We start from the raw sequence: 25,597 nt of genomic DNA, 5'->3' as shown, positions 1-25,597 counted from the left end.
CGAGGCGTACGGGCTACTTCTTGCCCTTGCCGCCCGCGGAGTCGTCGCTGGAGAGCACCGCGATGAACGCCTCCTGCGGGACCTCCACGGAGCCGACCATCTTCATCCGCTTCTTGCCTTCCTTCTGCTTCTCCAGCAGCTTCCGCTTACGGGAGATGTCACCGCCGTAGCACTTGGCGAGGACGTCCTTGCGGATGGCGCGGATGGTCTCGCGGGCGATGACGCGGGAGCCGATGGCGGCCTGGATGGGCACCTCGAAGGCCTGCCGCGGGATGAGCTCGCGCAGCTTGGCGACGAGCCGCACGCCGTACGCGTACGCGGCGTCCTTGTGGGTGATCGCCGAGAAGGCGTCCACCTTGTCGCCGTGCAGCAGGATGTCGACCTTCACCAGCTGGGAGGTCTGCTCGCCGGTGGGCTCGTAGTCCAGCGAGGCGTAGCCGCGGGTCTTGGACTTCAGCTGGTCGAAGAAGTCGAAGACGATCTCGGCGAGGGGCAGGGTGTAGCGGATCTCCACCCGGTCCTCGGAGAGGTAGTCCATGCCGAGCAGGGTGCCGCGACGGGTCTGGCAGAGCTCCATGATCGAGCCGATGAACTCACTGGGCGCGAGGATGGTGGCGCGCACCACCGGCTCGTAGACCTCGGAGATCTTGCCCTCGGGGAACTCGCTCGGGTTGGTGACCGTGTGCTCGCTGCCGTCCTCCATGAGCACGCGGTAGACCACGTTGGGGGCGGTGGCGATCAGGTCGAGCCCGAACTCGCGCTCCAGGCGCTCGCGGATCACGTCCAGGTGGAGCAGGCCGAGGAAGCCGACGCGGAAGCCGAAGCCCAGCGCGGCGGAGGTCTCCGGTTCGTAGACCAGCGCGGCGTCGTTGAGCTGGAGCTTGTCGAGGGCGTCACGCAGCTCCGGGTAGTCCGAGCCGTCCAGCGGGTAGAGGCCGGAGAACACCATCGGCTTGGGGTCCTTGTAGCCGCCGAGCGCCTCCGTGGCGCCCTTGCTCTGCTGGGTGATCGTGTCACCGACCTTGGACTGACGGACGTCCTTCACACCGGTGATGAGGTAGCCCACCTCGCCGACGCCGAGGCCGTCGGCCGGCAGCATCTCGGGCGAGTTGGTGCCGATCTCCAGCAGCTCGTGGGTCGCGCCGGTCGACATCATTCGGATGCGCTCGCGCTTGCCGAGCTGGCCGTCGACGACGCGGACGTAGGTCACGACGCCGCGGTAGGAGTCGTAGACCGAGTCGAAGATCATCGCGCGGGCGGGGGCGTCGGCGACGCCCACCGGAGCCGGGACCTCCCGCACCACGCGGTCCAGCAGGGCCTCGACGCCCATGCCGGTCTTGGCCGAGACGCGCAGCACGTCGTCCGGGTCGCAGCCGACCAGGTTCGCGAGCTCCTCGGCGAACTTCTCGGGCTGCGCGGCCGGCAGGTCGATCTTGTTCAGCACGGGGACGATGGCGAGGTCGTTCTCCATCGCCAGGTAGAGGTTGGCGAGGGTCTGCGCCTCGATGCCCTGCGCGGCGTCGACGAGCAGGATGGTGCCCTCACAGGCCGCCAGCGACCGGGAGACCTCATAGGTGAAGTCGACGTGCCCAGGCGTGTCGATCATGTTGAGGATGTGGGTACGGCCCTGGTCGGGCCCCGTGGTCGGGGCCCACGGCAGACGGACCGCCTGGGACTTGATGGTGATGCCGCGCTCGCGCTCGATGTCCATGCGGTCGAGGTACTGCGCGCGCATCTGCCGCTGCTCGACCACTCCGGTGAGCTGAAGCATCCGGTCGGCCAGCGTCGACTTGCCGTGGTCGATGTGCGCGATGATGCAGAAGTTGCGGATGAGCGCCGGGTCGGTACGGCTCGGCTCCGGCACGTGGGTAGGGGTCGCGGGCACGCAGGGTCCTGTGTCTAGGCGGGACGCGGTGTTGGTTCCAGGTGTTGGTTTCCCCCTATCGTCCCATGACCAAGCGGCGCTCTCCGGTTTGGGACGCGTTAGAGCCTGCTGGTAGCCTGGTCCACTGTGCCTCGTGCCCTCTCACGCCGAGGCGCGCCCCGGATCCCCTGGGATCCAAGCGAACCATTCATTCGAACCTGAAAAGGCTCATTCGTGGCGAACATCAAGTCCCAGATCAAGCGGAACAAGACCAACGAGAAGGCGCGGCTTCGCAACAAGTCGATCAAGTCTTCGGTCAAGACCGCCATCCGCAAGGCCCGCGAGGCCGTGACCGCCGGTGACCTCGAGAAGGCCACCGTCGCCGTCCGCGAGGCCAGCAAGAAGCTGGACAAGGCCGCCAGCAAGGGCGTCATCCACAAGAACGCCGCCGCCAACAAGAAGTCGGCGCTGGCGCAGCAGGTCGCGACCCTCAAGGGCTGACCTTCCGCACGTCTTCCGGGACGCCGCCGGGTTCGGACCTCCGGGTCCTGACGAGGTGCTTCCGGAACCCACCGGGGCGTGAAGCCCCCGCCGGAACGGGCACAGCGGTCCCTCTCACCCGCTCCGACCGGCGGCCCGCAGGAGCAGTCCTGTAGAGCAAGCCTCGCTGTCTCGCACAGCGACATCGCGCCGCACGCGGCCTGCGTTCGCCACGCGGGTGCGGCGCACCACAGCTGGTACCGAAGGCCCCGTCCGCCTCCTTTCCCCCGGAGGCCGGACGGGGCCTTCGGCATGGTCGGGCGCGGGTGCACGGCGGCGAGTGCGGGCGGGCGCCACGGGGCGCCGGGGACGCGGGGAGGCATGAGCCGCTTTGACCGGGGACCCGGTGGAGGCGTGAGCCGTTTCGTGACCGGGGACGCGCCTTCGCCGTGTGCCCGTTCGGGTACTCTTCGCGCATGTCGATACCGGGGGACCAGACGCCCAATCCGTACCAGCAGCCGCCGCAGCAGCCGGGGATGCCGCCCGCGCCGCCGAACCCGTACGGCCAGGTCCCACCGCAGCCGCCGCAGCCCAATCCGTACGCGCAGCCCCCGGCCGGCGGGACGCCCGGAGCGGCGCCGGGAGCGGTGCCCCCGCCTGCCGGCTTCGGCGCCGTCACGCCCCCGTCCGGCTTCCCGGCCCCGCCCGGCGGCGGCGGAGGCGGCAAGGGGAAGGGCTGGCTGTGGGGCGTCGGCGGCGCGGTGCTCGCCTCTGCGGTCTGGGCCGGCACGCTCTTCGCCACGGGCGGCTTCGACGGCGAGGAGAAGGCCGACCTGGGCGGCTACCGCTACCAGGAGGACCTGTGCGCGTCCTCCGACTTCTCCGCCTTCGAGGGCGCCGGGTTCCGGGAGGACACCCCGGACGAGGACGAGAAGAACCCGGAGCACGAGGGCTCCGAGCACGCCGCCCTCGACGGGATGACCTGCGAGATCGAGTACAAGCCGACGGGCGCGTCCAGCGAGGACTACTCCTCGGCGAGCGTCTACACCTCCGCCAGCCTGCACAAGAAGACGGACCCGGCGCCCGAGTTCGAGGCCCAGTACAAGGCGTTCGAGACCCGGAAGGCCGGGGGCGACAAGTACGTCGTCAAGGACGTCTCCGGCGTCGGCGACGAGGCGTACCTGGTGACCGTGAAGGAGAAGGACGGCGAGGACGACGGGGCCTATGTGATCCTCGGCGTCCGCGACGGCTGGTTCACCTACCAGATCACCTGGTCCGAGTACGTGTCGTCCTCCTCCACCGGCGTCACGGCGGTCTCCCCCGACAAGGCGGGCGAACTGCTGCAGACCAGCGCCAAGGCGACGCTGGCCAAGCTCCAGAAGTAACGGGCCCCGGCCCCGGTCGTCGGTCCCCGTCGCCGTCGCCGTCGGTCCCGGTCGCCGTCGGTCCCCATCCCGGTCCCGGTCCCCATCCCGGGACCGGGACCGGGAGCGGGGGTCAGCGGCCGCGGTTCGAGCGGGCGGCGCGGGCGATGGTGACGACGGCCTTCTCCAGGGCGTACTCCGGGTCGTCGCCGCCGCCCTTGACGCCCGCGTCGGCCTCGGCCACCGCGCGGAGCGCGACCGCCACCCCGTCCGCCGACCAACCGCGCATCTGCTGCCGCACGCGGTCGATCTTCCATGGCGGCATGCCCAACTCGCGCGCGAGATCGGCGGGGCGGGCGCCGCGGGGCGCGGAGGCGAGCTTCCCGATGGAGCGGACGCCCTGGGCGAGCGCGCTGGTGATCAGGACGGGGGCGACGCCGGTCGCCAGCGCCCAGCGCAGCGCTTCGAGGGCCTCGGCCGCACGTCCTTCGACCGCGCGGTCGGCGACGGTGAAGCTCGACGCCTCGGCCCGCCCCGTGTAGTAGCGGGCGACGACGGCCTCGTCGATGACGCCCTCCACATCGGCCACCAACTGCGCGCAGGCGCTGGCCAGCTCGCGCAGATCGCTGCCGATGGCGTCGACCAGCGCCTGGCATGCCTCGGGGGTCGCGGAGCGGCCGGTCCCCCGGAACTCCGTCCGCACGAACGTCAGCCGGTCGGCGGGCTTGGTCATCTTGGGGCAGGCCACCTCGCGGGCGCCGACCTTGCGCGCGGCGTCGAGCAGCCCCTTGCCCTTGGCCCCGCCGGCGTGCAGCAGCACCAGGGTGATCTCCTCGGCCGGGGCGTTGAGATACCCCTTCACGTCCTTGATCGTGTCGGCGGAGAGGTCCTGGGCGTTGCGCACCACCACGACCTTGCGCTCGGCGAACAGCGACGGGCTGGTCAGCTCGGCCAGCGTGCCGGGCTGCAGCGCGTCCGGCATGAGGTCGCGCACATCGGTGTCCGGGTCGGCGGCGCGCGCGGCCGCCACGACCTGCTGCACCGCGCGGTCGAGCAGCAGGTCCTCCTGCCCCACGGCGATCGTCACGGGGGCGAGCAGGTCGTCGGTCGTACTCTTCCTGGCCATCGCGGACCAGCATCCCACGAGGGGCTGACACCCTCGATCCGTGCCGGAGAATATGCCCGTGAGCGATGTGCGACATGTGCTGGTCCTCCCCGACCGCGACGCGGCGGAGGAGGTGGCCGAGACCGTGGTGGAGCGGTTCGGCCTGACCGAGGAGCCGCAACTGGTCCGGGACGCGTTGGCGGGCGAGGACGACGCCGAGGACGCCCAGTGGCTGGTGGTGGTCGAGGACACGGCGGGGAACCTCCACGGCGAGGCGCTCCACGAGCTGGCGGAGGAGTACGAGGGATGGCTGGAGAGTCCGGAGTCTTAGCGGGGGCGGTGGCTCGCCGATGGAGCTGAAGGTCGTGTACGAGCACCTGTCCGACACGGTGACCGTGGTGACCGTCGAGGGCGAATACGACGTCTACGCGTCGCCCGGACTGCGCGCGGCGCTGATCGAGCTGATCGACCAGGGCCGCCTTCATCTGGTGCTCGACATGAGCGGGGTGGAGTTCGTCGACAGCACCTTTCTGGGGGTCGTGGTGGGCGCACGGAAGCGGCTGCGCGCCGGCGGGGGCGGCATGGCCCTGATGAGGATCACCCCCGAGGTCACCACGATGCTCAGCAGGATGGGAGCCGCCAAGCTCTTCAGGAACCACGCCTCGGTGGCCCACGCCGTGGAAGCCCTGACCCACACGGAACCGCGCCGGGCCCTCATCTCACCCCAGCGGTGACCCGCCGTGACCGTGGCAGCGGCCCCGCCGCGGCAGCGGGACGGGGCGCCCCGCGCGGCCGAGCCCACCGGGCGACGGCAACCGGCAACCGGCCGATCACGGGATCACGGGCGGGCAGCCGCCCGCGCGGCCGTGGGGGCCGACGGCACCCGACACCCCGGCGCAGCGCGGTGCCGAGGCCACCTCCGCGGCGGCGGGACGGGGCGCCCCGCGCGGCCGAGCCCACCGGACAACCGGCAACCAGCAACCGGTAACCGGCAACCGGCAACCAGCAACCGGCACAGCAACCACGCGATCACGGGCGGGCAGCCGCCCGCGCGACCCTGGGGGCCGACGGCCCCGACACCCCGGTGTCGGCCGACGGAGTCCGACCAGCGACGGAAGTCGAGGGTCGACGGCGTCGGTCGACCCCGGCCCAGCGCGGTGCCGAGGCCACACACCGAGCGGCCGGGGCGAAAGCCGTCGGCCCCAGGGCGGCCGGTCCACCCACACGTCCGCGGACCAGCCACCACCCGCACGGCCGATCCGGAGGGTGCCCCACACGACCATGGGGGGCTGCCCGCCCGCACAGCCGCAGGGCTGCCGGCCCCACGACCACGGCCCCGCACGGCCGGGGGCCGGTACGGCCGGGGGCCGGTACGGCCGGGGGCCGGTACGGCCGGGGGCCGGTACGGCCGGGGGCCGGTACGGCCGGGGGCCGGTACGGCCGGGGGCCGGTACGGCCGGGGGCCGGTACGGCGCGGGGTTGTCGGGGCCGCGGCCGTGCTGCGGGGTGTGGCACCGGCGATCGGGGGTGGGGGGCGCGGGGTCGGGTGAGCCGGCGTCACGGGGCGCCGGCGAAGCCGCCGGCCGCGTCGAGTCCGTGGCGCCGCCGCCGCGGCTCAAGCCGCCGGCCGCCGCCCGGGCGCAGCACGCGCAGCAGCCCGCCCCACGCCTCGGTGTCGCCCGCGTCGACGGCCGTGCGGTACGCCTGTTCCGCGCGGCGCCGGTCGCCGGTCTCCTCGTACAGTCGGGCCAGGTCGCCCCAGGCGTCCGTGTCGCCCAGCGCGGTGGCGGCGAGGTAGGCGCGTTCGGCCGCAGGGGCGTCCCCGTGCTGTTCCCGCACCCGGCCGAGGGCCGCCCAGGCGCCGGTGCCCCCGACGTCGACCGCCCGTCGAACGGCGCGCTCCGACCCCTCCCGGTCCTCGGCCCGCTCCCGGATCCGGGAGAGCGCGGCCCAGGCGTCGGGGTCGCCGTTCTCGGCCGCCTCGTCGGCCGCGCGCTCGGCGCCCACCTGGTCCCCCGCCGCCTCGCGCAGCCGGGCGAGCACGGTCCAGATCTCGGCGTCCCCGGTTCGGGACGCCTGCGCGGCGGCGTACTCGGCGCCGTCGCCGTCGCCCGCCGCCTCCCGCAACCGGGCCAGCGTGCTCCACGCCTCGCCGTCCCCGTCCCGCCCGGCGTCGACCGCGGCGCGCTCCGCGCCCGGGCGGTCCCCACACTCCTCGCGGAGCCCGGCCAGGCGGGCGAGGGCGCTGCTGGCGCCGGTGGCCGCGGCGGCCGCGTAGCCGCGCTCGGCCCCCGGCAGGTCGCCCTGCTGCTCCAGGAGCCGGGCCAGCACGCTCCACGCCTCGGCGTCCCCGTGCTCGGCCGCGCGGACGGCCGCCTCCTCCGCTCCGACCGGGTCTCCGGACCGCCGGCGCACCTGGACCAGGTGGGTCCAGGCGGCGGTGACCCCCGCCGCGGCGGCCTGACCGTAGGCGGTCTCGGCGCCCGGCACGTCCCCGGCCCGCTCGCGCAGCCGGGCCAGGCCCAACCAGCCCCAGGGCTCCCCGGCTGCCGCGGCCGCCGCGTAGGCGCGCTCCGCGGGCCCGACCGGCTCCCCCTCGACTCCCGCCGTGGCCTCCGTACCCGCCGGTTTCGGGGCTTCCTCTGATCGCGGGGCGCGGGCGTCCACCATATGGACGTTCCGGCCGGGCTGCGCCGGGAGGCGGGCGCCCGTGACCCCCGACAGGCGGCCTTCCACGACCGGTTCCACCTCGCGCGGCGGCGAGGGGCTCCTGCCGTTCACGGTCGCGCCCTCGTGCGCTCCCGTGCCGGTCGGGGTGCCGCCCCCGCCGACCGGGCCGGGCCCCGACGCCGGGACCGACGGCCTGCCGGTGACCGTCCTCGTTCCCGGGCCCGTTCCGGGCTCCGCCGCGGGCCGCGGGCGGGAGCGGGCCGGGGCGGAGCGCTCGCGCAGCCGGGCCAGGGTGAGCCACACCTGCGGGTGTCCCTCGGTGGCCGCGCGGGAGGCGATCTCCTCGGCGCCCTCCGGATCCTCGGCGTTCTCCCGGATGCGGGCCAAGGGCGCCCAAGCCCAGGGCTCTCCGGTCTCGGCGGCGACGCGGTAGGCGCGCTCGGCGCCGGGCAGGTCGCCGCCGGCCTCGCGGGCCATGGCCAGGGCCGCCCAGGCGCGCGGGCAGTCCGCGGCGGCGGCCTCCGCCCCGAGGTGGTCGCCGACGGCGTCGAGGAGCGAGGCGAGAGCCGCGCGGGCCGCGGGGCTGCCGTGGTCGACGGCGCGCTGGTAGAGCCGTAACGCGTGGCCGTACCGCCGTCGGTCCTCGGCCGCGTGGCCCAGGGCGTACAGGTCGTCGGCGGTGCGCGCGTGCCGCTCGGCCGCCTGCCAGAGCTGGGCGGGTGGGGCGAGATGGCCGCGCGAGCGACGCACGCTCTGGTCGAGGTAGTCGGCGGGGTGGTAGCCGTCGGCGGCGCCGAGACCCGGGGCGACCCGGTCGGGGACGAGCGCGGTGAGCGTGCCGTTGGCGTGCGCCCGCGGGCACAGGGCGGTGACGGCGGCGGCGAACCAGTCGCGGTCATGGGTGACCCGCGCGGTGGTCGGGAGGTATCCGGCGACGGCTTCGGCGAGCAGTTCCGCGGGGAGCGCGCTGGTGTGCCCCAGGCGTCGGGCGTCGACCGCCGCGGTGAGGACCGCGTGTTCGATCTCGGTGAAGGCGTTGCCCGGCCCCTCGTCGTACCGGCGCACCAGCTCCGGGCCGCCGGTGAGCTGTTGCAGTACCCGGGCCTCGACCCCGGCCACGCGCAGCGCGGCGGCCAGGCGCGGGTCTCGCGCGGCGGCCTCGCCGACGCGCGGCAGGCCGCCGGCGAAGTGGTCCGGCACGTGGATCTCGGCCCGATGGAGCTCCAGCAGGCCGCGGGCGTGGAAGTTCCGGTCCTGCGTCCCGGCCGGACGCGCGGTCAGCTTGCGCGCGTACTCCGGCCACATGCTGCCGACCACCGCGAGCGGGGTGACCCGCTCCAGCAGGGTGGCCAGGGCGCGGGCCGCTACCTCTCCCGCGGTACCGGAGAGGTAGCGCTGGGTCTCGTTGAGCCACAGCACGGTGCGGGCGTCGACGGCGTCGGCGGCGACCCAGCCGGCGAGCTCCTCCGCGTCGGCGGGGAACAGCAGCGGCCAGCCGGGCAGTTCGGCGCGCACCGCCTCGTAGGCGGCGCGGGTCTTGCCGGTGGACGACTGACCGACGAGCACGACCAGCACGGACTGCCGGCTGTCCGCCGCCTGCCGCAGCCGGTCCCGCAGGGCCTCGTCGTGGTTGCGCTCGATGTAGGGGGTGAGCGGATCGGTCCGCTGGCCGTCGGCGGCGACGGCGTGGTGCACGCCCAGCCGGAACGGGCCCCACTCCTCGACGGTCCGCAGCGGCGGCACGGGGTTCTCGTTGGCCGCCACCCACAGCTCACGGGTGCGGGCGACCACCTCGGCGGGGTCCCTGCCGTGGTCGGCCTCGCGGCCCAGCACGGCCGCCACCGACTCGGCGTCCTGGAGACTCGGCAGCCTTCCGCCGCTCAACAGCCGGGCGACGGTGTCCTTGCCGGGGGCGCCGGGAAGGCCGTCGTCCTCCGCGATGAGCGCGGCGATGCCCTCCAGGCTGGGCGCGCCCGCGGTGAGGTAGAGCCGGTACAGATACCGCTTGAACTCGCGCAGCGCGCCCGGCGGCACGCGCGGCGGGGCGACCGTCCGTGGTTTGCGTCCCTCGCCGCGTCCGTCCCGTCCGTCGCCGCGTCCCTCGCCCCCTCCGCCGGCCCTGTCGTGCTCCCCGTGCCTCCCGTCGCGGCGGTGGCCCCGGCCCTCCTCATCGCGTCCCATCGCATCCCCTCCTCGGCCGGCCCCGGCCCCGTCGCCACCCGTCGCCTCCGGTCGACGCCCTCGCGCCCGGCCTCATCGTGGAATCACCGGCGGCGCACCACCGCCCGCCGGCACCACCTGGCGTGACATCCGCCCGTCTGGAGGCCGCCTTGCTGCCCGTGCCCCTTTCCCTCGTTTCCCTCGTTTCCCTCGTCGCTCGCACCGCCGCCCGTTGGGGCGACGCGCTCCGCGCGGTGGCGGTTGCGGCCCTGCTCGTACCGGCGCTGTTGCTGGTCACCATCGCCAGCCTGCCCGCTCTCGCCCTGCTGCCGTTCTGGCCGGCCGGTGGGGCACGGGCGGAACGGATCGTACGTCAACTGATCTGCTGGACCCGCGCGTTGTCGCCCATGGGTGGGCACGACCCGTCCCGGTCGTAGACTTGTCAGACACGCTCCGCGCAGGGGAAGCCATGGACCTGAGCATCACCTATGAGCATGTCTCCGACGAGATGACCGTCGTCACGACGGTCGGCGAATGCGATGTCTACACCGCCCCGAAGCTGCGGGAGGTGATCATCGAGCTGGTCAACCACGGGCGCATTCTCCTGATCATCGAGATGAGCGGCGTGGACTATCTCGACAGCACGGGTCTGGGAGTCATCGTGGGCGCGCTCAAGCGCACCTGGGCACGCGGTGGCTGCGTGGGAGTGGTCTGCACCGAGGAGCGCATTCTCAAGATCTTCCGGATCACCGGGCTCCGCAAGGTGTTCCCGATCTACTCCAGCGTCGCCGCGGCAGAGGAGGGCCTGCCGCGCCTGACGGAGGATCTCGCCGGCCGTCGGGCCCGCGCCCTGCGTTTCGCGACCGAGGAGGCGGGGAGCGCCCACGGGTAGTGTGCGAGGGGCTCGCCCTTGAAACCGCATTTCCCCAGGTGAGGAGCCCCTTATGACGGTGGAGACCACGGCCGTGCGCAGCGCGGAGCAGCGACGGCGCGATCTGCTGGAGCGACTGGAGCGCGAGGAGGACATCTGGGTCGCCTCGGCCGACTCCGCGGGGGTGCCCTGTCTGGTCGCGCTGTCGTTCCTGTGGGACGGGGAGGCGATATGGCTCTCCACCCGCAGGTCCAACCCCACCGGTCGCAACCTGGGCGAGCCCGGCCGCCCGGTGCGGCTCTCGCTGGCGCACACCCGCGATGTGGCGCTGTTGGAGGGCCGGGTGGCGGATGTCGTCCGGGTGGACGAGGTGCCGGCCGCGACTGCGAACGCCTTCGCCGCCAAGGCCGGTTGGGACCCTCGCCATCCGCGCAACGGCCACGCCTACGCCTACCACCGGGTGCTGCTGACAGAGGTGCAGGTGTGGCACGAGATTCCGGAGATGCCAGGACGGCACCTGATGCGGGGCGGGGTGTGGACGGTCTGAGGGGCCGGACGATGAACCTCTGGTGACCGCTTTTCGAAGCCTCCGCGGAAGCCGTGCCTCCTTCGTAGATTGCTCGGACCCACATCCGACCATACGTGCGAGGTTGCCATGGCCCTGCCTGACACCGAGACGATTCTGGCGCTGGCCGGGCTGGTGACCACCGGGGTGCTCTGGGCGGTGGAGCGCTTTCTGCCGGGCCGCAAACGCATCGGCTACCGGGTGCAGATGGACACCGCGATCGGCGTCAATCCCCAGGCCGCACACAGCATGGTGCAGTTGCGGCTGCTGCGGGAGAACCGGGAGGTGCCCGACGCCACGCTGGCGCTGCTGCGGATCGAGAACGACGGCAGCAAGGACATCGTGCGCAACGACTACCAGGAGCCGCTCACCGTCGACTTCCCCGGCCGCACCATCATCGGCGTCGAGGTGCCCGACGCCAATCCGTCCACGCTCACCGCCATGCTCGGCCGCAACGGCGGCCTGCGCCCCGACGGCAGTCGACTCGCCATCCCCCGCGTGCCGCTCAACAAGCGGGACCACTTCAAGCTGCTGGTCCTGCTGTCCGGTTCGGGCGACTCGGTCACCCTCGACGGCTTCCTCAGCGGTGGCCACGTCAGACGCAACGCGCAGCGCCGTGGGCCGAGCACCCCCAGCCTCGCGCTCGGCGCGACCTTCATCGTCCTGGTCGGGCTGTTGGGCGGGCTGCTGCTCAACTCGGCCGCCGAGGAGCCCGTCCGCATGGAGTGCGCGTCCGGGCGGCTCACCCTCGACGGGTCCACGGCCTTCGCTCCCCCGATACGGGAGACGGCCCGCGCCTACGAGAAGCAGTGCCCGGGCGCCGAGATCACGGTGCGGGAGAGCGGCAGCCTGGCGGGGCTCGGCAACCTGGATCGCGCCGGTCGCTCGGCGCCGAACGGCAGCCCGGCCTTCATCGCCATGTCGGACGTGCCCGCCCCCAGGTCCTACCGACGGCTGGAGGGCCAACCACCGGTCGGCGTGGTCCTGCTCAGCCTGGTGGTCAACGAGCGCAACGGGGTGGACAGCCTCACCCGCCGGCAGGTGCGGGCGATCTACGACGGCACCTACACCAACTGGCGCCAACTCGGCGGTGCCGAGCAGCCGATACGCCTGGTCAGCCGGGACAGCAGGTCCGGCACCCGCAGGACCTTCGAGACCACGGTGCTCGACCGCTCCGAGCCCGGCGTCGTCTCCTCCTTCGACTGCGCCACCAAGGACCGGGACCGCCGGGCCCGCGTCACCCGCTGCGAGGTGAACAGCACCGAGGACCTGCTCGACACGATCAACCGCACGCCCGGCGCCCTCGGCTACACGGAGACCTACGCGGCCACCAAGCACGCCGGCGTGCACACCCTCCGGCTGGACGGCCATGAGCCCGACATCGAATGGGGCAGACAACGCGACTATCCCTTCTGGGCGGTCGAATACCTCTACACGTACGGGCGGCCCGAGGACGGCTCCCTCACCGCCAAGTTCCTCGCCTTCCTGAACAGCGACACCGCCCGGAACTTCATGCGCATGTACAAGCACGTGCCCTGCTCCGACCGGCAGAGCGCCCCCCACGACGTCTGCCGCCCCTGACCCGACGTCTGCCGCCCCTGACCGAGGCCCGCAGTCCGGCACCGGCACCGCTGACCGCGATCGGACCGTCGGTGTCCGTGCGTACCACCACCGCGCCCTGCCGACGCAGCGCCGCGATCGTGCGGGGCGACGGGTGCCCGTACGGGTTGTCCGCCCCGCAGGAGACGACGGCCAGCCGGGGGCGCAGCCGGCGTAACAGCTCCGGGTCCTGGTAGGCCGATCCGTGGTGCGCGACCTTGAGGACGTCGACCGGTCCGAGCCCCGGCGCGGCGGCCAGCAAGGCCCGCTGGGCGGGCGGTTCGAGATCGCCCAGGAGCAGCAGGGTCAGCCCCCCGGTGCGGACCAGCAGCGTCACGCTCGCGTCGTTCGGCCCCTCGCCCGGCCATCCGGTCGAGCCACCGGGCGCCCCACCCCGCGCGGCCGCCGCGCCGACCGGCGGCCAGAGCACCTCCCAGGACAGCGGCCCGGCCCGCCGTCGCTCACCCGGCGTCGCGGTGATCACGGGGATGCGAGCGGCCCGCGCCACGCGGCGCACGAGCGCCGCCTGGCCGGGCGGCTCGGCCAGCGCGGTCGTCTGGATCGCGCCGACCGGCCGGCCGCGCACGGCGCCCGCCAGCCCCGCCACATGGTCGGCGTGGAAGTGCGTCAGCACCAGCAGCGGGATCTGGTCCACGCCCAGGTCGCGCAGGCACCGGTCGACGGTGCGCGGCTCGGGCCCGGTGTCCACGACGACGGCGGAGCCGGCGCCCGCCGCCAGCACCAGGGCGTCTCCCTGGCCGACGTCGCACGCCACCATGCGCCAGCCGGGCGGCGGCCAGCCGGTGACCACGCGGGCCAGCGGGGCGGGGCGCACCAGCGCCACCAGGAGGAGCAACGCGCCGGCCAGGCACAACCGGGGGTGAGAGGCCAGGCGACGTCCCAGCAGGATGGCGAGTGCGGTGGCCGCCGCCAGCAGCAGCCCGCCGCTCCAGCCACCCGGCCAGCCCGCCTCGGCGCCCGGCAGCCCGGCGCCGGTCCGGGCCACCGTCGCGATCCACTCCGCCGGCCACCCGGCCAGCCAGGCCAGCGCACGGGCCACCGGGAGGGCGAGCGGCGCCACCGCGAGGGCGGCGAAGCCCAGGACCGTGGCGGGGCCCACGGCGAGCTCGGCGAGCAGGTTGCAGGGGATCGCCACCAGGCTCACCCGCGCGGCCAGCACCACGATCACCGGCGCGCACACCGCCTGGGCCGCGGCGGCCGCCGCCAGCACCTCGGCCAGCCGCGACGGCACCCCTCGGCGCCGTAGCGCGGCGCTCCACCGCGGCGCGATGAGCAGCAGCGCACCGGTGGCCAGCACGGAGAGCAGAAAGCCGTAACTCCGGGCCAACCACGGGTCGTAGAGCACCAGGGCGAGTACCGCGGCGGCGAGCGCGGGGAGCAGCGCGCGCCGGCGCCCGGTGCCGATCGCCAGCAGAGTGATCAGGCCGCACGCGGCGGCCCGCAGCACGCTGGGCTCCGGGCGGCAGACGATGACGAAGGCGAGCGTCAGCCCGCCGCCCAGGAGGGCCGTGGCCCGCAGCGGGATGCCCAGCCTCCCGGCAAGCCCGCCCCGTTCGGCCCGCGCGGCCGACCGGGGTGGGCCGATCAGCAAGGTGAGCACCAGCGTGAGGTTGCTGCCGCTGACGGCCAACAAGTGCGTCAGGTCCGTGGCCCGGAAGGCGTCGTCCAGGTCTGGGGGAATCCGTGCCGTGTCCCCGACCACCAACCCCGGCAACAGCGCCCGGGCGTCCGGCGCGAGCCCGTCGCTCGCCTCACGGAGACCGGCGCGCATCCGCCCCGCCACGCGCTGCGCCGCTGTCGGCCCTGCCATGACGTGCGGCGGCCCGGCGCCCCGCACCCGTACGACCGCCGCCGCCCGGTCCCCGGGGCGCGTCGACGGCGCCAGACGGCCCGTCACCCGCAGCCGGGTGGAAGGCAGTTGCCCGAGCCACGCCGCCCGCGCCCGGCCCTGCGGATGGACCACCACCAGCACGGGCACCTCGGTGTGCGTCACCGCCCCGCCGACCGTGGTGACGCGCAGGGTCTCGGCCGGGACCACCACGGTGGACGGCAGCGTGGCGGCGCCGCGCACCCGCGGCCGCACCTGACTCGGGTCACCGGTCAACGTCAGCTCCACCGTGGTCTCCGCGTACCGCCCCGCCAGCGCGGCGACCGGTCCCCGGCGCAGCTCAGCGGCCTGGAGACCGGCGACCGACCCGGCCGCGGCGGCGCACAACAACGCGGTCACCACGGCGGTCACCGGCCCGGCCGCCCGGCGCCGCGCCGCCGGGCCCCGTGCCGACTCGCCCTCCGGGCCGCCGAAGGGGCGGCGCCGCCGGAGAACGCTCCACCACAGCGCCACCGCGACGAGGACCGCCCCCGCGCAGCCGATCGCCACGACGACTCCCGGCATCCCCAGCGCCAGCGCGGCCGCACCCCAGGCGGCGAGAGCGGGAGGAACCAGGCGAAGGTCGGCCGGCCCCTCCTGGCGCGGATCGGACGCACCGAGCGGCGAGGCCGCCGCGCTGTGCACCGCGGCCCGCGCCCCGGCCGGCCGGCGGATCGGCGACCGGCCCGGGCCGGTGGCCCCTCCACGGCCCGGCCCGGAGGTCGGCGTCGAGGACGTCATGGCGCCGCCCTCATGACGCCCGCCACGGGCACGCGTCGACCGGGCCGCTCCGGGGTGGCCCCGACCGGGGGCGGCTGACGCGTCATGGCCGCACCAGGGGGCTGAGGTCGGCGAAGCGCTGGTCGCCGATGCCGTTGACGTCGCGCAGCTCGTCCACGGAGCGGAAGCCGCCGTGCCGCGTGCGGTAGTCCAGGATGTGCTGGGCGAGGACCGGGCCCACCCCCGGCAGCGCGTCGAGCTGTTCGGCGGTGGCGGAGTTCAGGCTGACCGGGGCGCTGCCGGGCGTGGGCGCGCCCCCGGGCTGCGGAACGGCCGGACCCCCGGGTGGTGCCGGGACCGGAGCCGGTGTGCCGCCGACGACGATCTGCTCACCGTCCGTCAGCGTGCGGGCGCGGTTCAGGCCGCTCACATCGGTGTCGGGGCGCACCCCGCCCGCCGCCCTGAGAGCGTCGGCGACCCGTGACCCCGTCGGCAGCCGGTGCACCCCGGGGTCCCGCACCCGCCCCGCCACATCCACCACGACCGTCCGCCCCGGTCCGGCAGCCGCCGTGGGACCGGCTCCCATCGGGGGCCCGGGCTCCGTGGGAGCCGCCCGCGGAGGTTCGACCTCCGGTGCCCGCACGGTCTGCGGTCGCCCGGCCCAGAAGTGGTAGACGCCGAACCCCGTCACCGCCAGCAGCACCAGTCCGAGGGCCGCGAGCGCCCTCGGCTCGACGCCGCAGCGGGTCTGCCACCACAGCGGGAGTCGCTCCCTCAGTGCCAGACGGACGCGCGGACGCAGCCGCGGCCCGCCGGGGGACGTCGGCGCCGCGCCATCGGGCTCGACGGGCGCGCCCGGCTCGTGGGCGCTGTCCGTGTCTCCGGGACGCGACAGGCCCAGGCCCTCCTCGCCTCGCGGCACGCCCGGCCCGTCTCCCGGCACGCCCGGCGCGTCTGCGGGCATGCCCGTCCTGTCTCGTGCCGCAGCCTCCCTGTCATGGAGGACGCCTGATCCCTCGCGCGACACCACCCCTCCGCCGCACGACGCACCGCCCTCCCCCACGCCCGGCTCCCCGCCCCCGGCATCCGGCTCCTCGGCGGCCGGTCCCGCTCGCGGGGCGCCACGGGGCGCGTCATGTCGAACGCGGGGTGCGTCGCGGAGCAGGCGGGCGGCCCGCTCCCGTGGGGGCGCCACCGCGGCGAAGGCCATGGCCGGCTCGATTACGGTGCGTGATCGGATGTCCATGCGCCGACGGTAGGCCGGCGTCGCGGCTACCGCTGAGCGCGCTCAGATTCCGTGGATAACCCGTGCGTTGTGGATAAGCGCGTCACCCACACGAGGGCGTCCGCCCGATACCCCGGCGCCCGCCCCCGATGTCCTGTCCCGGCGCACCGCCCGATGTCCCAGCGTCCCGATGTCCTGTCGGCGAACCGCCCAGTGTCCCGGCGCACCGCCCGATGTCCCGAGGCACGCCCGATCTCCCGGCGTACCGCCCCACATCCCCGGCGCCCAGCCGGCCCGACCGCCTACCTTGGTGAGACCACCGCGCCGAGCAGCCCCGGCCCCGTGTGGGCCCCGATGACCGCGCCGACCTCGCTGACGTAGAGCTCGGCAAGGCCGGGAACCCGCTCGCGCAGGCGTGCGGCGAGGGCGGTGGCGCGTTCACCGGCGGCCAGGTGGTGAACCGCGATGTCGACGGGGCTGGATCCGGCGCGCTCCACGACGATCTCCTCCAGGCGGGCGATGGCCTTGGAGGCGGTGCGCACCTTCTCCCGCAGCTCGATCCGGCCCTCGTCGAGCTGGAGCAGCGGCTTGACCGCGAGGGCTGAGCCGACGAGGGCCTGGGCGGCCCCGATGCGGCCGCCGCGGCGGAGGTAGTCGAGGGTGTCCACGTAGAAGTACGCGGAGGTGCCCTCGGCGCACTTCTCGGCGGCGGCCACCGCCTCGTCGAGGGTGCCGCCGCTCTCCGCGGCCTCGGCGGCGGCCAGCGCGCAGAAGCCCAACGCCATCGCCACCATCCCGGTGTCCACCACGCGCACCGGCACGGGCGCGTCCTGGGCGGCGAGCACCGCCGCGTCGTACGTGCCGGAGAACTCGGCCGACAGGTGCAGCGAGACGATCCCCGTGGCGCCGGTCGCGGCGGCCGCGCTGTAGGCCGCGGCGAACATCTCCGGGTTGGGCCGTGAGGTGGTGACCGGCGTGCGCTTCTGCAGCGCCTGCGCGACGGACCGGGCGCTGATCTCGGTGCCCTCCTCCAGCGCCTGGTCCCCCAGGACCACCGTCAGCGGCACCGACGTGATGCGATGCCGCTCCATCGCGTGCTGCGGCAGATACGCCGTGGAATCGGTGACGATGGCGACATGGCGGGGCATGACTGGGAGGTTATCGGGGGACACGGATCACGGACAGCGCGGGCCCTCCGACCGTGGTGTGCGCAGCCGGCCCCGGGCCGTACGCCGGATCCGCCCGGCACGCGACGCGCCGCTCACCGCCGCACCGCCGCTCTTCGACCAACACCGCCGTCCAGCCACCGCTCACCGCCGCAGCACCGTCCAGCCACCGATTCTTCGGCCGCAGCGCAGTTCAGCCGCCGCTCACCGACCCCACCGCCGTCCAGCCGCCGCTCACCGGCCACGCCGCCGTTCAGCCGTTGCTCTCCGGCCTCGGCTCCTTCTGCCAGCGCTGCCAGCCGTGGCCCGGCTGCCACTCGGGGTCCTCGGGGGCGGCGATCGCCCGCGGCCCCGCCTGTCCTGTGTCGAACCCGGATCCCGACCCGCCGCCGACCCCGGGCACGTCGCCCGCACCCGTACCCGCGCCGGACCCCGTTCCGCCGGCCCGCGGGCCAACCCCCTGCGCAGCCCCCGCCGGCGCACCCGACGGGGCGTCCGGCTCCGCAGCCGGCGCCCAGTGCCGCAGCGCGCCCGCCTCCAGGTCGATCTCGCGTCCCAGATCGGCCAGGTCGTCCGAGGCGAACCGGTGGGCTCGCTCCCGCGCCGCCCAGCGCAGCGAGTCGGCGGAGTGGGTGATCCGCTCCGTGCGCTCGCGCAGCTCCGGCAGCCGGGCGGCCAGCCGGGTCCGGTCCGGCTCCCGCTCCAGTCGCCTGAGCTCGCCCTCCAGCTCCACCCCGTGCGCGCTGAGCCGCTCGAACAGGGCCAGCGACTCCTTCAGGGCGGGGTCCTCGGCGACCCCCGCCTCAAGCGTCTCCCGGGTGGCGCGCATCGAGGTGCGCAGCGACAGGCGCAGCTGGGCCAGCTCTCCGGCGGCGCCGGGCGTCGCGTACCGCTTGGCGCGCAAGCGGGTGTCCTCCACGGTGCGCCGGGCCTGGGTGACGGTGCGGTCGATGCCGCGCCTCGCCGCGCGAACGGTTCGCACCGTCACGTAGGCGCCCGCCACGACGAAGAGCACGAAGAGCAGCAGCAGGATCAACCCAATGGTTTCCATGGGTGCTCCTTCACCTAACCGAAGCGAACCAGACCGAACCGAACCGGACCGGACCGGACCGGACCGGACCGGACCGGACCGGACCGAACCAACCGAACCGACGGGCGGCCTCACGGCCCTTTCACCGTAAACGCTACGGGCAGGTCGCGGGTTCCAGCGGAACCCGCGACCTGCCCGTAGTGGACATCCCCTACGCCCCGGCCCAGGGCCGGGCAGTCCCCGACCCAGGGCGGCCGGGGATCAGGCGCGGATCAGGCGGGGACGATGTTGACCAGCTTCGGCGCCCGGACGATGACCTTGCGGATGCCCGCGCCGCCCAGCGCCGCCACGACCGCCGGGTCGCCCAGCGCCAGCTTCTCCAGCTCGTCGTCGGTGATCGACGGCGGGACCTCCAGCCGCGCCTTGATCTTGCCCTTGATCTGCACCACGCAGGTCACGGCCTCGTCCACGGCGAAGGCGGGGTCGGCGACCGGGAAGTCGTGGTGCACCACGGAGTCCTGGTGCCCCAGCTTGCGCCACAGCTCCTCGGCGATGTGCGGGGCCAGCGGGGCGATCAGCAGCACCAGGCCCTCGGCCACCGAGCGCGGCACCTCGCCCACCTTGGTGACGTGGTTGTTCAGTTCGGTGATCTTGGCGATGGCGGTGTTGAAGCGCAGCCCGGCCATGTCCTGGCGCACACCGTCGATGGCCTTGTGCAGGGCGCGCAGCGTGGCCTCGTCCGGCTCGGCGTCGGTGACCGTCACCTCACCGGTGTTCTCGTCCACGACGTTGCGCCACAGCCGCTGCAGCAGCCGGTACTGGCCGATGACCGCGCGGGTGTCCCAGGGACGGGAGACGTCCAGCGGGCCCATGGCCATCTCGTACAGGCGCAGCGTGTCCGCGCCGTACTCCGCGCAGATCTCGTCCGGGGTGACGGCGTTCTTCAGGGACTTGCCCATCTTGCCCAGCTCGCGCTTGACCTGCTCGCCGGCGTAGAAGAACTTCCCGTCCCGCTCCTCGACCTCGGCGGCCGGGACCGGGAAGCCACGGACGTCCCGGTAGACGTACGCCTGGATCATGCCCTGGTTGAACAGGCGGTGGAAGGGCTCGGGGGACGAGATGTGGCCCAGGTCGAACAGGACCTTCGACCAGAAGCGGGCGTACAGCAGGTGCAGCACGGCGTGCTCGGCGCCGCCCACGTACAGGTCGACGCCGCCGTGCGGCTGACCCTCGCGCGGGCCCATCCAGTAGCGCTCGATCTCCGGGTCGACCAGCTTCTCGCTGTTGCGCGGGTCCAGATAGCGCAGCTCGTACCAGCACGAACCGGCCCAGTTCGGCATGGTGTTGGTCTCACGCCGGTAGCGCTTGGGGCCGTCGCCCAGATCCAGCTCGACGTCGACCCACGCCTCGTTGCGCGACAGCGGGGTCTCCGGCTTGGAGTGAGCGTCCTCGGGGTCGAAGGTACGCGGCGCGTAGTCGTCGACCTCGGGCAGCTCCAGCGGCAGCATCGACTCGGGCAGCGCGTGCGCCACGCCGTCCTCGTCGTACACGATCGGGAAGGGCTCGCCCCAGTAGCGCTGTCGGCTGAACAGCCAGTCGCGCAGCCGGTAGTTGACGGTGCCCTCGCCGATGCCCCGGGCCGCCAGCCACTCGGTGATCTTCACCTTGGCGTCCGGGACCACCAGCCCGTCCAGGGAGACCTCCGCGCCGGCGGAGCCGATGATCTCCGCCTCGTACGAGTCGAAGGCGTCGTCCCAGGTGGACGGGTCGGTGCCGCGGTCGTCCGAGGGGCTCACGACGCAGCGCATCGGCAGCTCGAAGGCGCGGGCGAAGGCGAAGTCGCGGGAGTCGTGCGCCGGGACCGCCATGATCGCGCCGGTGCCGTAGCCCATCAGCACGTAGTCGGCGATGAAGACCGGGACGCGGTCGCCGCTGACCGGGTTGATCGCGTACGCGCCGGTGAAGACGCCCGTCTTGTCCTTGGCCTCGGCCTGCCGCTCGACGTCCGACTTGGCCATGGCCTGCTTGCGGTAGGCGGCCACCGCCTCGCCGGGGGTGGCGTGCCCGCCGGTCCACACCTCGTGGGTGGACTCGGGCCACGCCGCCGGGACGATCTCCTCGACCAGCTCGTGCTCGGGGGCCAGCACCATGTAGGTGGCGCCGAACAGGGTGTCCTGGCGGGTGGTGAAGACCGTCACCTTGGCGTCCGGGTGGCCGTCGACCGCGAAGTCGACCCGCGCGCCCTCGCTGCGCCCGATCCAGTTGCGCTGCTGCAGCTTGATGGCCTCCGGCCAGTCCAGGCCGTCCAGGTCGGTCAGTAGCCGCTCCGCGTACGCGGTGATCCGCATGTTCCACTGGCGCAGGTTGGCCTTGAACACCGGGAAGTTGCCACGCTCGGAGCGGCCGTCCGCGGTGACCTCCTCGTTGGCCAGCACGGTGCCCAGGCCCGGACACCAGTTGACCGGCGAGTCCGAGGCGTACGCCAGGCGGTGGCCGCCCAGCACGTCGGAGCGCTCGGCGGCGCTCAGCTCGCTCCAGGGGCGCCCGTCCGGGGTGGCGCGCTCACCGGAGGCGAACGCCTCGACCAGCTCGTCGATCGGGCGCGCCCGCCGCGCCTCCTCGTCATACCAGGAGTTGAAGATCTGGAGGAAGATCCACTGGGTCCACTTGTAGTAGTCCGGGTCGATCGTCTCGAACGAGCGGCGCTTGTCGTGGCCCAGGCCCAGGCGGCGCAGCTGCGCCTGCATGTTGGCGATGTTGGCCTCGGTGGAGACCCGGGGGTGGGTGCCGGTCTGCACCGCGTACTGCTCGGCCGGCAGGCCGAAGGCGTCGAAGCCCAGGGTGTGCAGGACGTTGTGCCCGGTCATGCGGTGGAAGCGGGCGTAGACGTCGGTGGCGATGTAGCCCAGCGGGTGGCCTACGTGCAGCCCCGCACCCGAGGGGTACGGGAACATGTCCATGATGAACTTCTTCGGCCGCGCGACCAGCTCGGAGTCGCCCGCCAGGTCGCCGCTCGGGTTGGGCGCCTCGTACGTGCCGTCCGCGTCCCAGACGTCCTGCCAGCGGGCCTCGATGTCGGCGGCCAGCGCCGCCGTGTAGCGGTGCGGGGCGGCCGCCGCCTCGGCAGCGGTGTGGGTCTCGCTCATCGTCCTCAAAGCTCCATCGATCGTCTCTGTCAGCGGATCACCGGGGGCTCCGGCGGCCACCGGCGGAAATGAAAAATCCCCTCGCACAGGAGGGGACGCCGCGCCGATGCCGACCTGGTGTGTCACCGGTCGGTACTGATCAGCGCGGCCCGCTAAGCAGAAGGCGTACGGCACGCATGGGGTCAGATTACCGCAGCGTGCCAAGGGGCCGCACCGCGGTGAGCCACAACACAGCCGCTTAACACGGAAGAGGGCGGGCCATCCATTTCGGATGACCCGCCCTCTTAGAGAGTGGAGCTAAGGAGAATTGAACTCCTGACCTCTTGCATGCCATGCAAGCGCTCTACCAACTGAGCTATAGCCCCAGGCTTTGCACCGCTTGGTTCTCCTTCGGTTTCCCTCCGGTTCCCCTCGGCGGCGATGCCTACATTACACGGACCACCCGGCCCTTTGCCAAATCGGTTCCCCCGGGGGCCCTCGCACCGCCTCCGCGCGGACCTCGTCGACCAGTCCACGGTCGGAGCCGACCACTCCGCGGCCCGCGCGGGGCTCCCCTCGGCTCACGCGGTCCGCGCGGGTGGCCGGCGGCGGCCTGCTTCAGGCCACCGCCCGCACCCACGCACCCACGGTCACGGCACCGCGGTCACGGCACCGCGGTCACGGCACCGCGGTCACGCCGTCGCGAACGAATAGAAGCGTTTGAGGGTGCAGTGCTCGTCGAGGAGCCGGCCGTAGATCGGCTCGCCCTCCAGCTCACGGTAGGTCTCGATCGGGTCGCCTTTTATGATCAGCGCCCGCGCGCACTCCACGCACCAGTACTGGTACTCGGGATTGAGCGGCTCCATGTCGCGGACGATCGGCGTCCCGCTGTTGCACCAGTCGCACTTCCGGCTGTGTGCCCCCATCGATCACTCAGCTCCAGATGTGGCCGCAGGCCGTACAGACGTAGGAAACGCCACCGTTGTCGCCGAGCACCTGGGCGACGTTGACCGATTGGCAGGCCGGGCATCTGAGGCCGACAGGCGAACGGTCGGACCCGGCGGAGGCAGCACTGTCGCGGAGGTCGCCGAGATCGCCGACCTCCTTGAGGACACTGGTCTGCATCGCACCATTCCTCCCCTGTGGGCCCCGTCCCCCCTCCGGCGATCGATTCTGCCATGGGACGGCCTTCCGGTCAGCGGCGGCGCCCGACGACCAGGGCGCCGCCCAGGGAGGTGCCGGCCATGGCGAGCGCGGTCGCCAGGAGCGCGTCCCCGGCCGAGTCCCCCGCGGGCACGTCCCCCGCCATCCCCAGGTAGAGGGCGCCCAGTGCCGCCACTCCGACGAGCAGTCCGATCTGACCCGATGTCACGAGCACCCCGCTGGCGTCCGCCGCGTCCTCCTGCCGCACCGTCTCCAGCGCCCTGGCGAGGGCGGGACTGTAGGCGAGCGACAGGCCGACGCCCACGCCCACCATCGAGGCGTAGAGCCCCAGGTCGGCATGGTGGCCGCCGTGCAGCGCCAGCCCGACGCCGGCGAAGGAGACGGCCGCGAGCACGAAGCCGCCCGGCACCAGCCCCGGCTGCCACCGCCGGGGCAGCCGCCGCCAGTTGAGCCCGGTCACCCCGAAGGCCACCGCGGCCGGGGCGAAGGTCAGCCCCGCGCGGAGCGCGCTGTAGCCGAGCGCGCTCTGGGTGTGCAACGCCAGGACGAACAGGAAGCCTCCGTTCACGGCCATGGCCACGGCCAGCCGGACCACCGCCACCGGCATCCCCGGCGCCCGCACCACCCGGGGGGCGATCAGCGGCGCCCCACCGCGCCGGGACAGCCGCGCCTCGTACCCGGTGAACGCCGCCACCAGCAGCGCGCTCGCGGCCAGCGCCACCCAGCACCACAGCGGCCAGCCGCGGTCCTGCCCGAGCACCAGCGGCACGGTGAACAGCAGAACGGCCGCCGCGAGCAGCAGCAGGCCCGGCATGTCCATCCGACGGGATGCGGCCGCCGCGTCCACCCGGTCGCGCGGCATCAACCGCGGCCCGACCACCAGCAGCAGCACCCCGATCGGCACGTTGACCAGGAAGACCGGCCGCCAGCCGGCGCCGAACAGGTCGGCGCTCACCAGCACGCCCCCGACGATCTGTCCGGCGGCCGCGCCCGAGGCGAGCACGGCGGAGTACGCGCCCAGCGCCCGCGCCCGTGAACTGCCGGTGTACGTACGCTGGATCAGGCTGAGCACCTGCGGCAGCATCAGGGCCGAGCCCGTGCCCTGCACCACCCTGAACGCGATCAACGACCCGGTGTTCGGGGCCAGTCCACAGGCCAGCGAGGCGGCGGTGAAGACCGCGAGACCGGCCAGGAACGCCCTGCGGTGCCCGATCCGCGCCCCGATCCGGGCGCCGGTGATGAGCAGGACGGCGTAGGCGATGGTGTAGCCGGTGATGACCAGTTGCAGCCCGGCGCCGGAGGCGTGCAGATCGGCGGCGAGGGTCGGCGCCGCCACATTGACGATGAAGACGTCCAACAGCGCCATGAACAGGCCGGTAAGAACAATTGCCAGCAGCCAGCCGGGCCGCGGCGCCGATCTGCTCGGCGGCCCGCCCGAGGCGTCCCCGGCCCGGTCCGCGGCCACTCCCGGTTCGGGACGGGCCGACGCGTCGGAGCGGACGGACGGGTCGGGGTGGACGGAGGAAGCGGGCGTCGCCCGTACGGTGTTGGTCATGTCCACGAGACTCGCCGCATGCCGATACCGGTAACGAGAGCCCGCCGATGCTGGTACTGGCAGCACCTGGCAGCGGCGGAACGCGGCATCGACCATGGGGGATGTGACGACGATGGCCACCACACCACAGCGCCGCCGGCCCGAGCTGGCCGCCTTCCTGCGCAGCCGCCGAGCGCGGGTGACCCCGCAGGACGTGGGGATGCCGCCCGGACTGCGGCGCCGTACCCCCGGACTGCGCCGCGAGGAGGTGGCGCAGCTCTCCGGCGTCGGCGTCACCTGGTACACGTGGCTGGAGCAGGGCCGCCCGATCAACGCCTCCGCCCAGGTGCTGGACGCGGTGGCGCGCACGCTACGGCTGGACGCCGCCGAGCGGGAGCACCTCTACCACCTGGCGGAGGTGGCGTACGCGCCCGGCCCGATCGGGGACGCGTGGCAGGTCGGCGCCGAGGTCCAGGGCATCATCGACGCGCTCGACCCGCATCCGGCGGTGGTCTACAACGCGCGGTACGACATCCTCGCGACCAACCCCGCCTACCGCCATCTGTTCGACGTGCCCCTGCTCCGCGAGGGGCGGGTGCGCAACGTGCTGTGGATGCTCTTCACCGTCGACGTGAGCGCCTGTCCGCTCGTCTACCGGGACAGGGAGCTGCCGGTGATGGTGGCGACCCTGCGCAGCGCCTACGGGCGCCATGTGGGCGAGCCCGCCTGGGAGGACTTCGTCCGCGGGCTGTCGGCCGCCAGCCCGCGCTTCGCCGAGCTGTGGCGGAGCGGCGACGTCGTCGAGCCGGGCCCGCGGGTGAAGACCTTCTGGCACCCCGACGTCGACCGGCTGCGGATGACCTCGGTCTCCTTGTCGATCAACGGGATGCCGGAGAACCGGATCGTCGTCTACACCCCGAACGACGCGGAGAGCTGGGAGCGGCTGAGCCGGCTCCGGAGGCTGCGTCCGGAGCCGGAGCACGCGCCTTCGCCCGCGTCGGCGCAGGCGACGACGGCGTGAGCCCATGGGTTGCGGCCGCATGCGCAGAAGATCCCGCCCCCCTGAT

The 25,597-nt window shown here is 73.8% G+C and carries 19 protein-coding genes, 1 tRNA gene and 1 pseudogene; 9 read left to right on the top strand and 12 right to left on the bottom strand.

Going from position 1 to position 25,597, the window contains the following annotated elements; genetic code table 11:
• Nucleotides 1-13: 13 nt before the first annotated feature.
• Nucleotides 14-1,885, bottom strand: a complete 1,872-nt coding sequence (lepA, locus tag LRS74_RS23285) for a translation elongation factor 4 (RefSeq protein WP_277742834.1) — start codon at nt 1,883-1,885, stop codon at nt 14-16.
• 213 nt (nt 1,886-2,098) lie between these two features.
• Here lepA and rpsT point away from each other — a divergent pair, with 213 nt between their 5' ends.
• Both rpsT and LRS74_RS23275 read left to right on the top strand, forming a co-directional pair.
• Complete coding sequence (rpsT, locus tag LRS74_RS23280; protein ID WP_277742833.1) at nt 2,099-2,365, top strand: 30S ribosomal protein S20; 267 nt, start codon at nt 2,099-2,101, stop codon at nt 2,363-2,365.
• Between the two features lie 455 nt (nt 2,366-2,820).
• On the top strand, nt 2,821-3,729 hold the full coding sequence (locus LRS74_RS23275; RefSeq protein ID WP_277742832.1) for a hypothetical protein: 909 nt from the start codon (nt 2,821-2,823) through the stop codon (nt 3,727-3,729).
• Between the two features lie 112 nt (nt 3,730-3,841).
• Here LRS74_RS23275 and holA read toward each other — a convergent pair whose 3' ends face one another.
• Entirely contained in the window at nt 3,842-4,834 is a 993-nt protein-coding gene (gene holA / locus LRS74_RS23270; RefSeq protein WP_277742831.1) for a DNA polymerase III subunit delta, read from the bottom strand.
• 58 nt (nt 4,835-4,892) lie between these two features.
• Here holA and LRS74_RS23265 point away from each other — a divergent pair, with 58 nt between their 5' ends.
• A complete protein-coding gene (locus LRS74_RS23265; RefSeq protein WP_144383613.1) occupies nt 4,893-5,144 on the top strand; it encodes a hypothetical protein in 252 nt (83 codons plus the stop codon).
• A gap of 19 nt (nt 5,145-5,163) precedes the next feature.
• Nucleotides 5,164-5,547 (top strand): STAS domain-containing protein, encoded by a 384-nt coding sequence (locus LRS74_RS23260; RefSeq protein ID WP_277742830.1) that lies wholly within the window; start codon nt 5,164-5,166, stop codon nt 5,545-5,547.
• A gap of 823 nt (nt 5,548-6,370) precedes the next feature.
• On the opposite strand, the gene LRS74_RS23255 is transcribed toward LRS74_RS23260, so the two are convergent.
• A complete protein-coding gene (locus LRS74_RS23255) occupies nt 6,371-9,664 on the bottom strand; it encodes a hypothetical protein (RefSeq protein WP_277742829.1) in 3,294 nt (1,097 codons plus the stop codon).
• Between the two features lie 122 nt (nt 9,665-9,786).
• On the opposite strand from LRS74_RS23255, the gene LRS74_RS23250 reads away from it, so the two are divergent.
• The 4 genes and pseudogenes from LRS74_RS23250 (at nt 9,787) to LRS74_RS23235 (ending at nt 12,660) form a co-directional block, all read left to right on the top strand.
• Nucleotides 9,787-10,080, top strand: a complete 294-nt coding sequence (locus LRS74_RS23250) for a hypothetical protein (protein WP_277742828.1) — start codon at nt 9,787-9,789, stop codon at nt 10,078-10,080.
• Between the two features lie 32 nt (nt 10,081-10,112).
• Nucleotides 10,113-10,430: pseudogene (locus tag LRS74_RS23245) on the top strand (STAS domain-containing protein); the annotation flags it as partial.
• Nucleotides 10,431-10,587: 157 nt separating this feature from the next.
• Nucleotides 10,588-11,061 carry a pyridoxamine 5'-phosphate oxidase gene (locus LRS74_RS23240; protein WP_277742827.1) on the top strand — a complete coding sequence of 158 codons (474 nt, stop codon included), beginning with the start codon at nt 10,588-10,590 and terminating at the stop codon, nt 11,059-11,061.
• 108 nt (nt 11,062-11,169) lie between these two features.
• The gene (locus LRS74_RS23235) at nt 11,170-12,660 is read left to right on the top strand and encodes a substrate-binding domain-containing protein (RefSeq protein WP_277742826.1); all 1,491 of its coding nucleotides are present in this window, start codon (nt 11,170-11,172) and stop codon (nt 12,658-12,660) included.
• Here the strand turns inward: LRS74_RS23235 and LRS74_RS23230 are convergent.
• The 9 genes from LRS74_RS23230 to LRS74_RS23190 form a co-directional block, all read right to left on the bottom strand.
• Nucleotides 12,590-15,307, bottom strand: a complete 2,718-nt coding sequence (locus tag LRS74_RS23230; RefSeq protein ID WP_277742825.1) for a ComEC/Rec2 family competence protein — start codon at nt 15,305-15,307, stop codon at nt 12,590-12,592. The genes LRS74_RS23235 and LRS74_RS23230 overlap by 71 nt on opposite strands.
• An 82-nt stretch (nt 15,308-15,389) precedes the next feature.
• The gene (locus LRS74_RS23225; protein WP_347178154.1) at nt 15,390-16,250 is read right to left on the bottom strand and encodes a ComEA family DNA-binding protein; all 861 of its coding nucleotides are present in this window, start codon (nt 16,248-16,250) and stop codon (nt 15,390-15,392) included.
• Nucleotides 16,251-16,813: 563 nt separating this feature from the next.
• Nucleotides 16,814-17,659, bottom strand: a complete 846-nt coding sequence (locus tag LRS74_RS23220) for a DegV family protein (protein WP_277742824.1) — start codon at nt 17,657-17,659, stop codon at nt 16,814-16,816.
• A gap of 271 nt (nt 17,660-17,930) precedes the next feature.
• Nucleotides 17,931-18,728: a hypothetical protein gene (locus tag LRS74_RS23215; protein WP_277742823.1), complete on the bottom strand. Its 798-nt coding sequence runs from the start codon at nt 18,726-18,728 to the stop codon at nt 17,931-17,933.
• Nucleotides 18,729-18,979: 251 nt separating this feature from the next.
• On the bottom strand, nt 18,980-21,853 hold the full coding sequence (leuS, locus tag LRS74_RS23210) for a leucine--tRNA ligase (protein ID WP_277742822.1): 2,874 nt from the start codon (nt 21,851-21,853) through the stop codon (nt 18,980-18,982).
• A 292-nt stretch (nt 21,854-22,145) separates the two neighbouring features.
• Nucleotides 22,146-22,218 (bottom strand) — tRNA-Ala (locus LRS74_RS23205).
• A gap of 306 nt (nt 22,219-22,524) precedes the next feature.
• Nucleotides 22,525-22,758, bottom strand: coding sequence for a hypothetical protein (locus tag LRS74_RS23200; RefSeq protein WP_144383603.1), 234 nt, complete (start codon nt 22,756-22,758; stop codon nt 22,525-22,527).
• 7 nt (nt 22,759-22,765) lie between these two features.
• Nucleotides 22,766-22,957: a hypothetical protein gene (locus tag LRS74_RS23195; RefSeq protein WP_277742821.1), complete on the bottom strand. Its 192-nt coding sequence runs from the start codon at nt 22,955-22,957 to the stop codon at nt 22,766-22,768.
• Nucleotides 22,958-23,027: 70 nt separating this feature from the next.
• Complete coding sequence (locus tag LRS74_RS23190) at nt 23,028-24,551, bottom strand: MFS transporter (RefSeq protein ID WP_277742820.1); 1,524 nt, start codon at nt 24,549-24,551, stop codon at nt 23,028-23,030.
• Between the two features lie 94 nt (nt 24,552-24,645).
• On the opposite strand from LRS74_RS23190, the gene LRS74_RS23185 reads away from it, so the two are divergent.
• A complete protein-coding gene (locus LRS74_RS23185; protein WP_277742819.1) occupies nt 24,646-25,551 on the top strand; it encodes a helix-turn-helix transcriptional regulator in 906 nt (301 codons plus the stop codon).
• Nucleotides 25,552-25,597: the final 46 nt, after the last annotated feature.

It is taken from the genome of Streptomyces sp. LX-29 (assembly GCF_029541745.1).
Taxonomy (GTDB): domain Bacteria; phylum Actinomycetota; class Actinomycetes; order Streptomycetales; family Streptomycetaceae; genus Streptomyces.
This window is presented reverse-complemented; position numbering and strand designations above follow the sequence as displayed.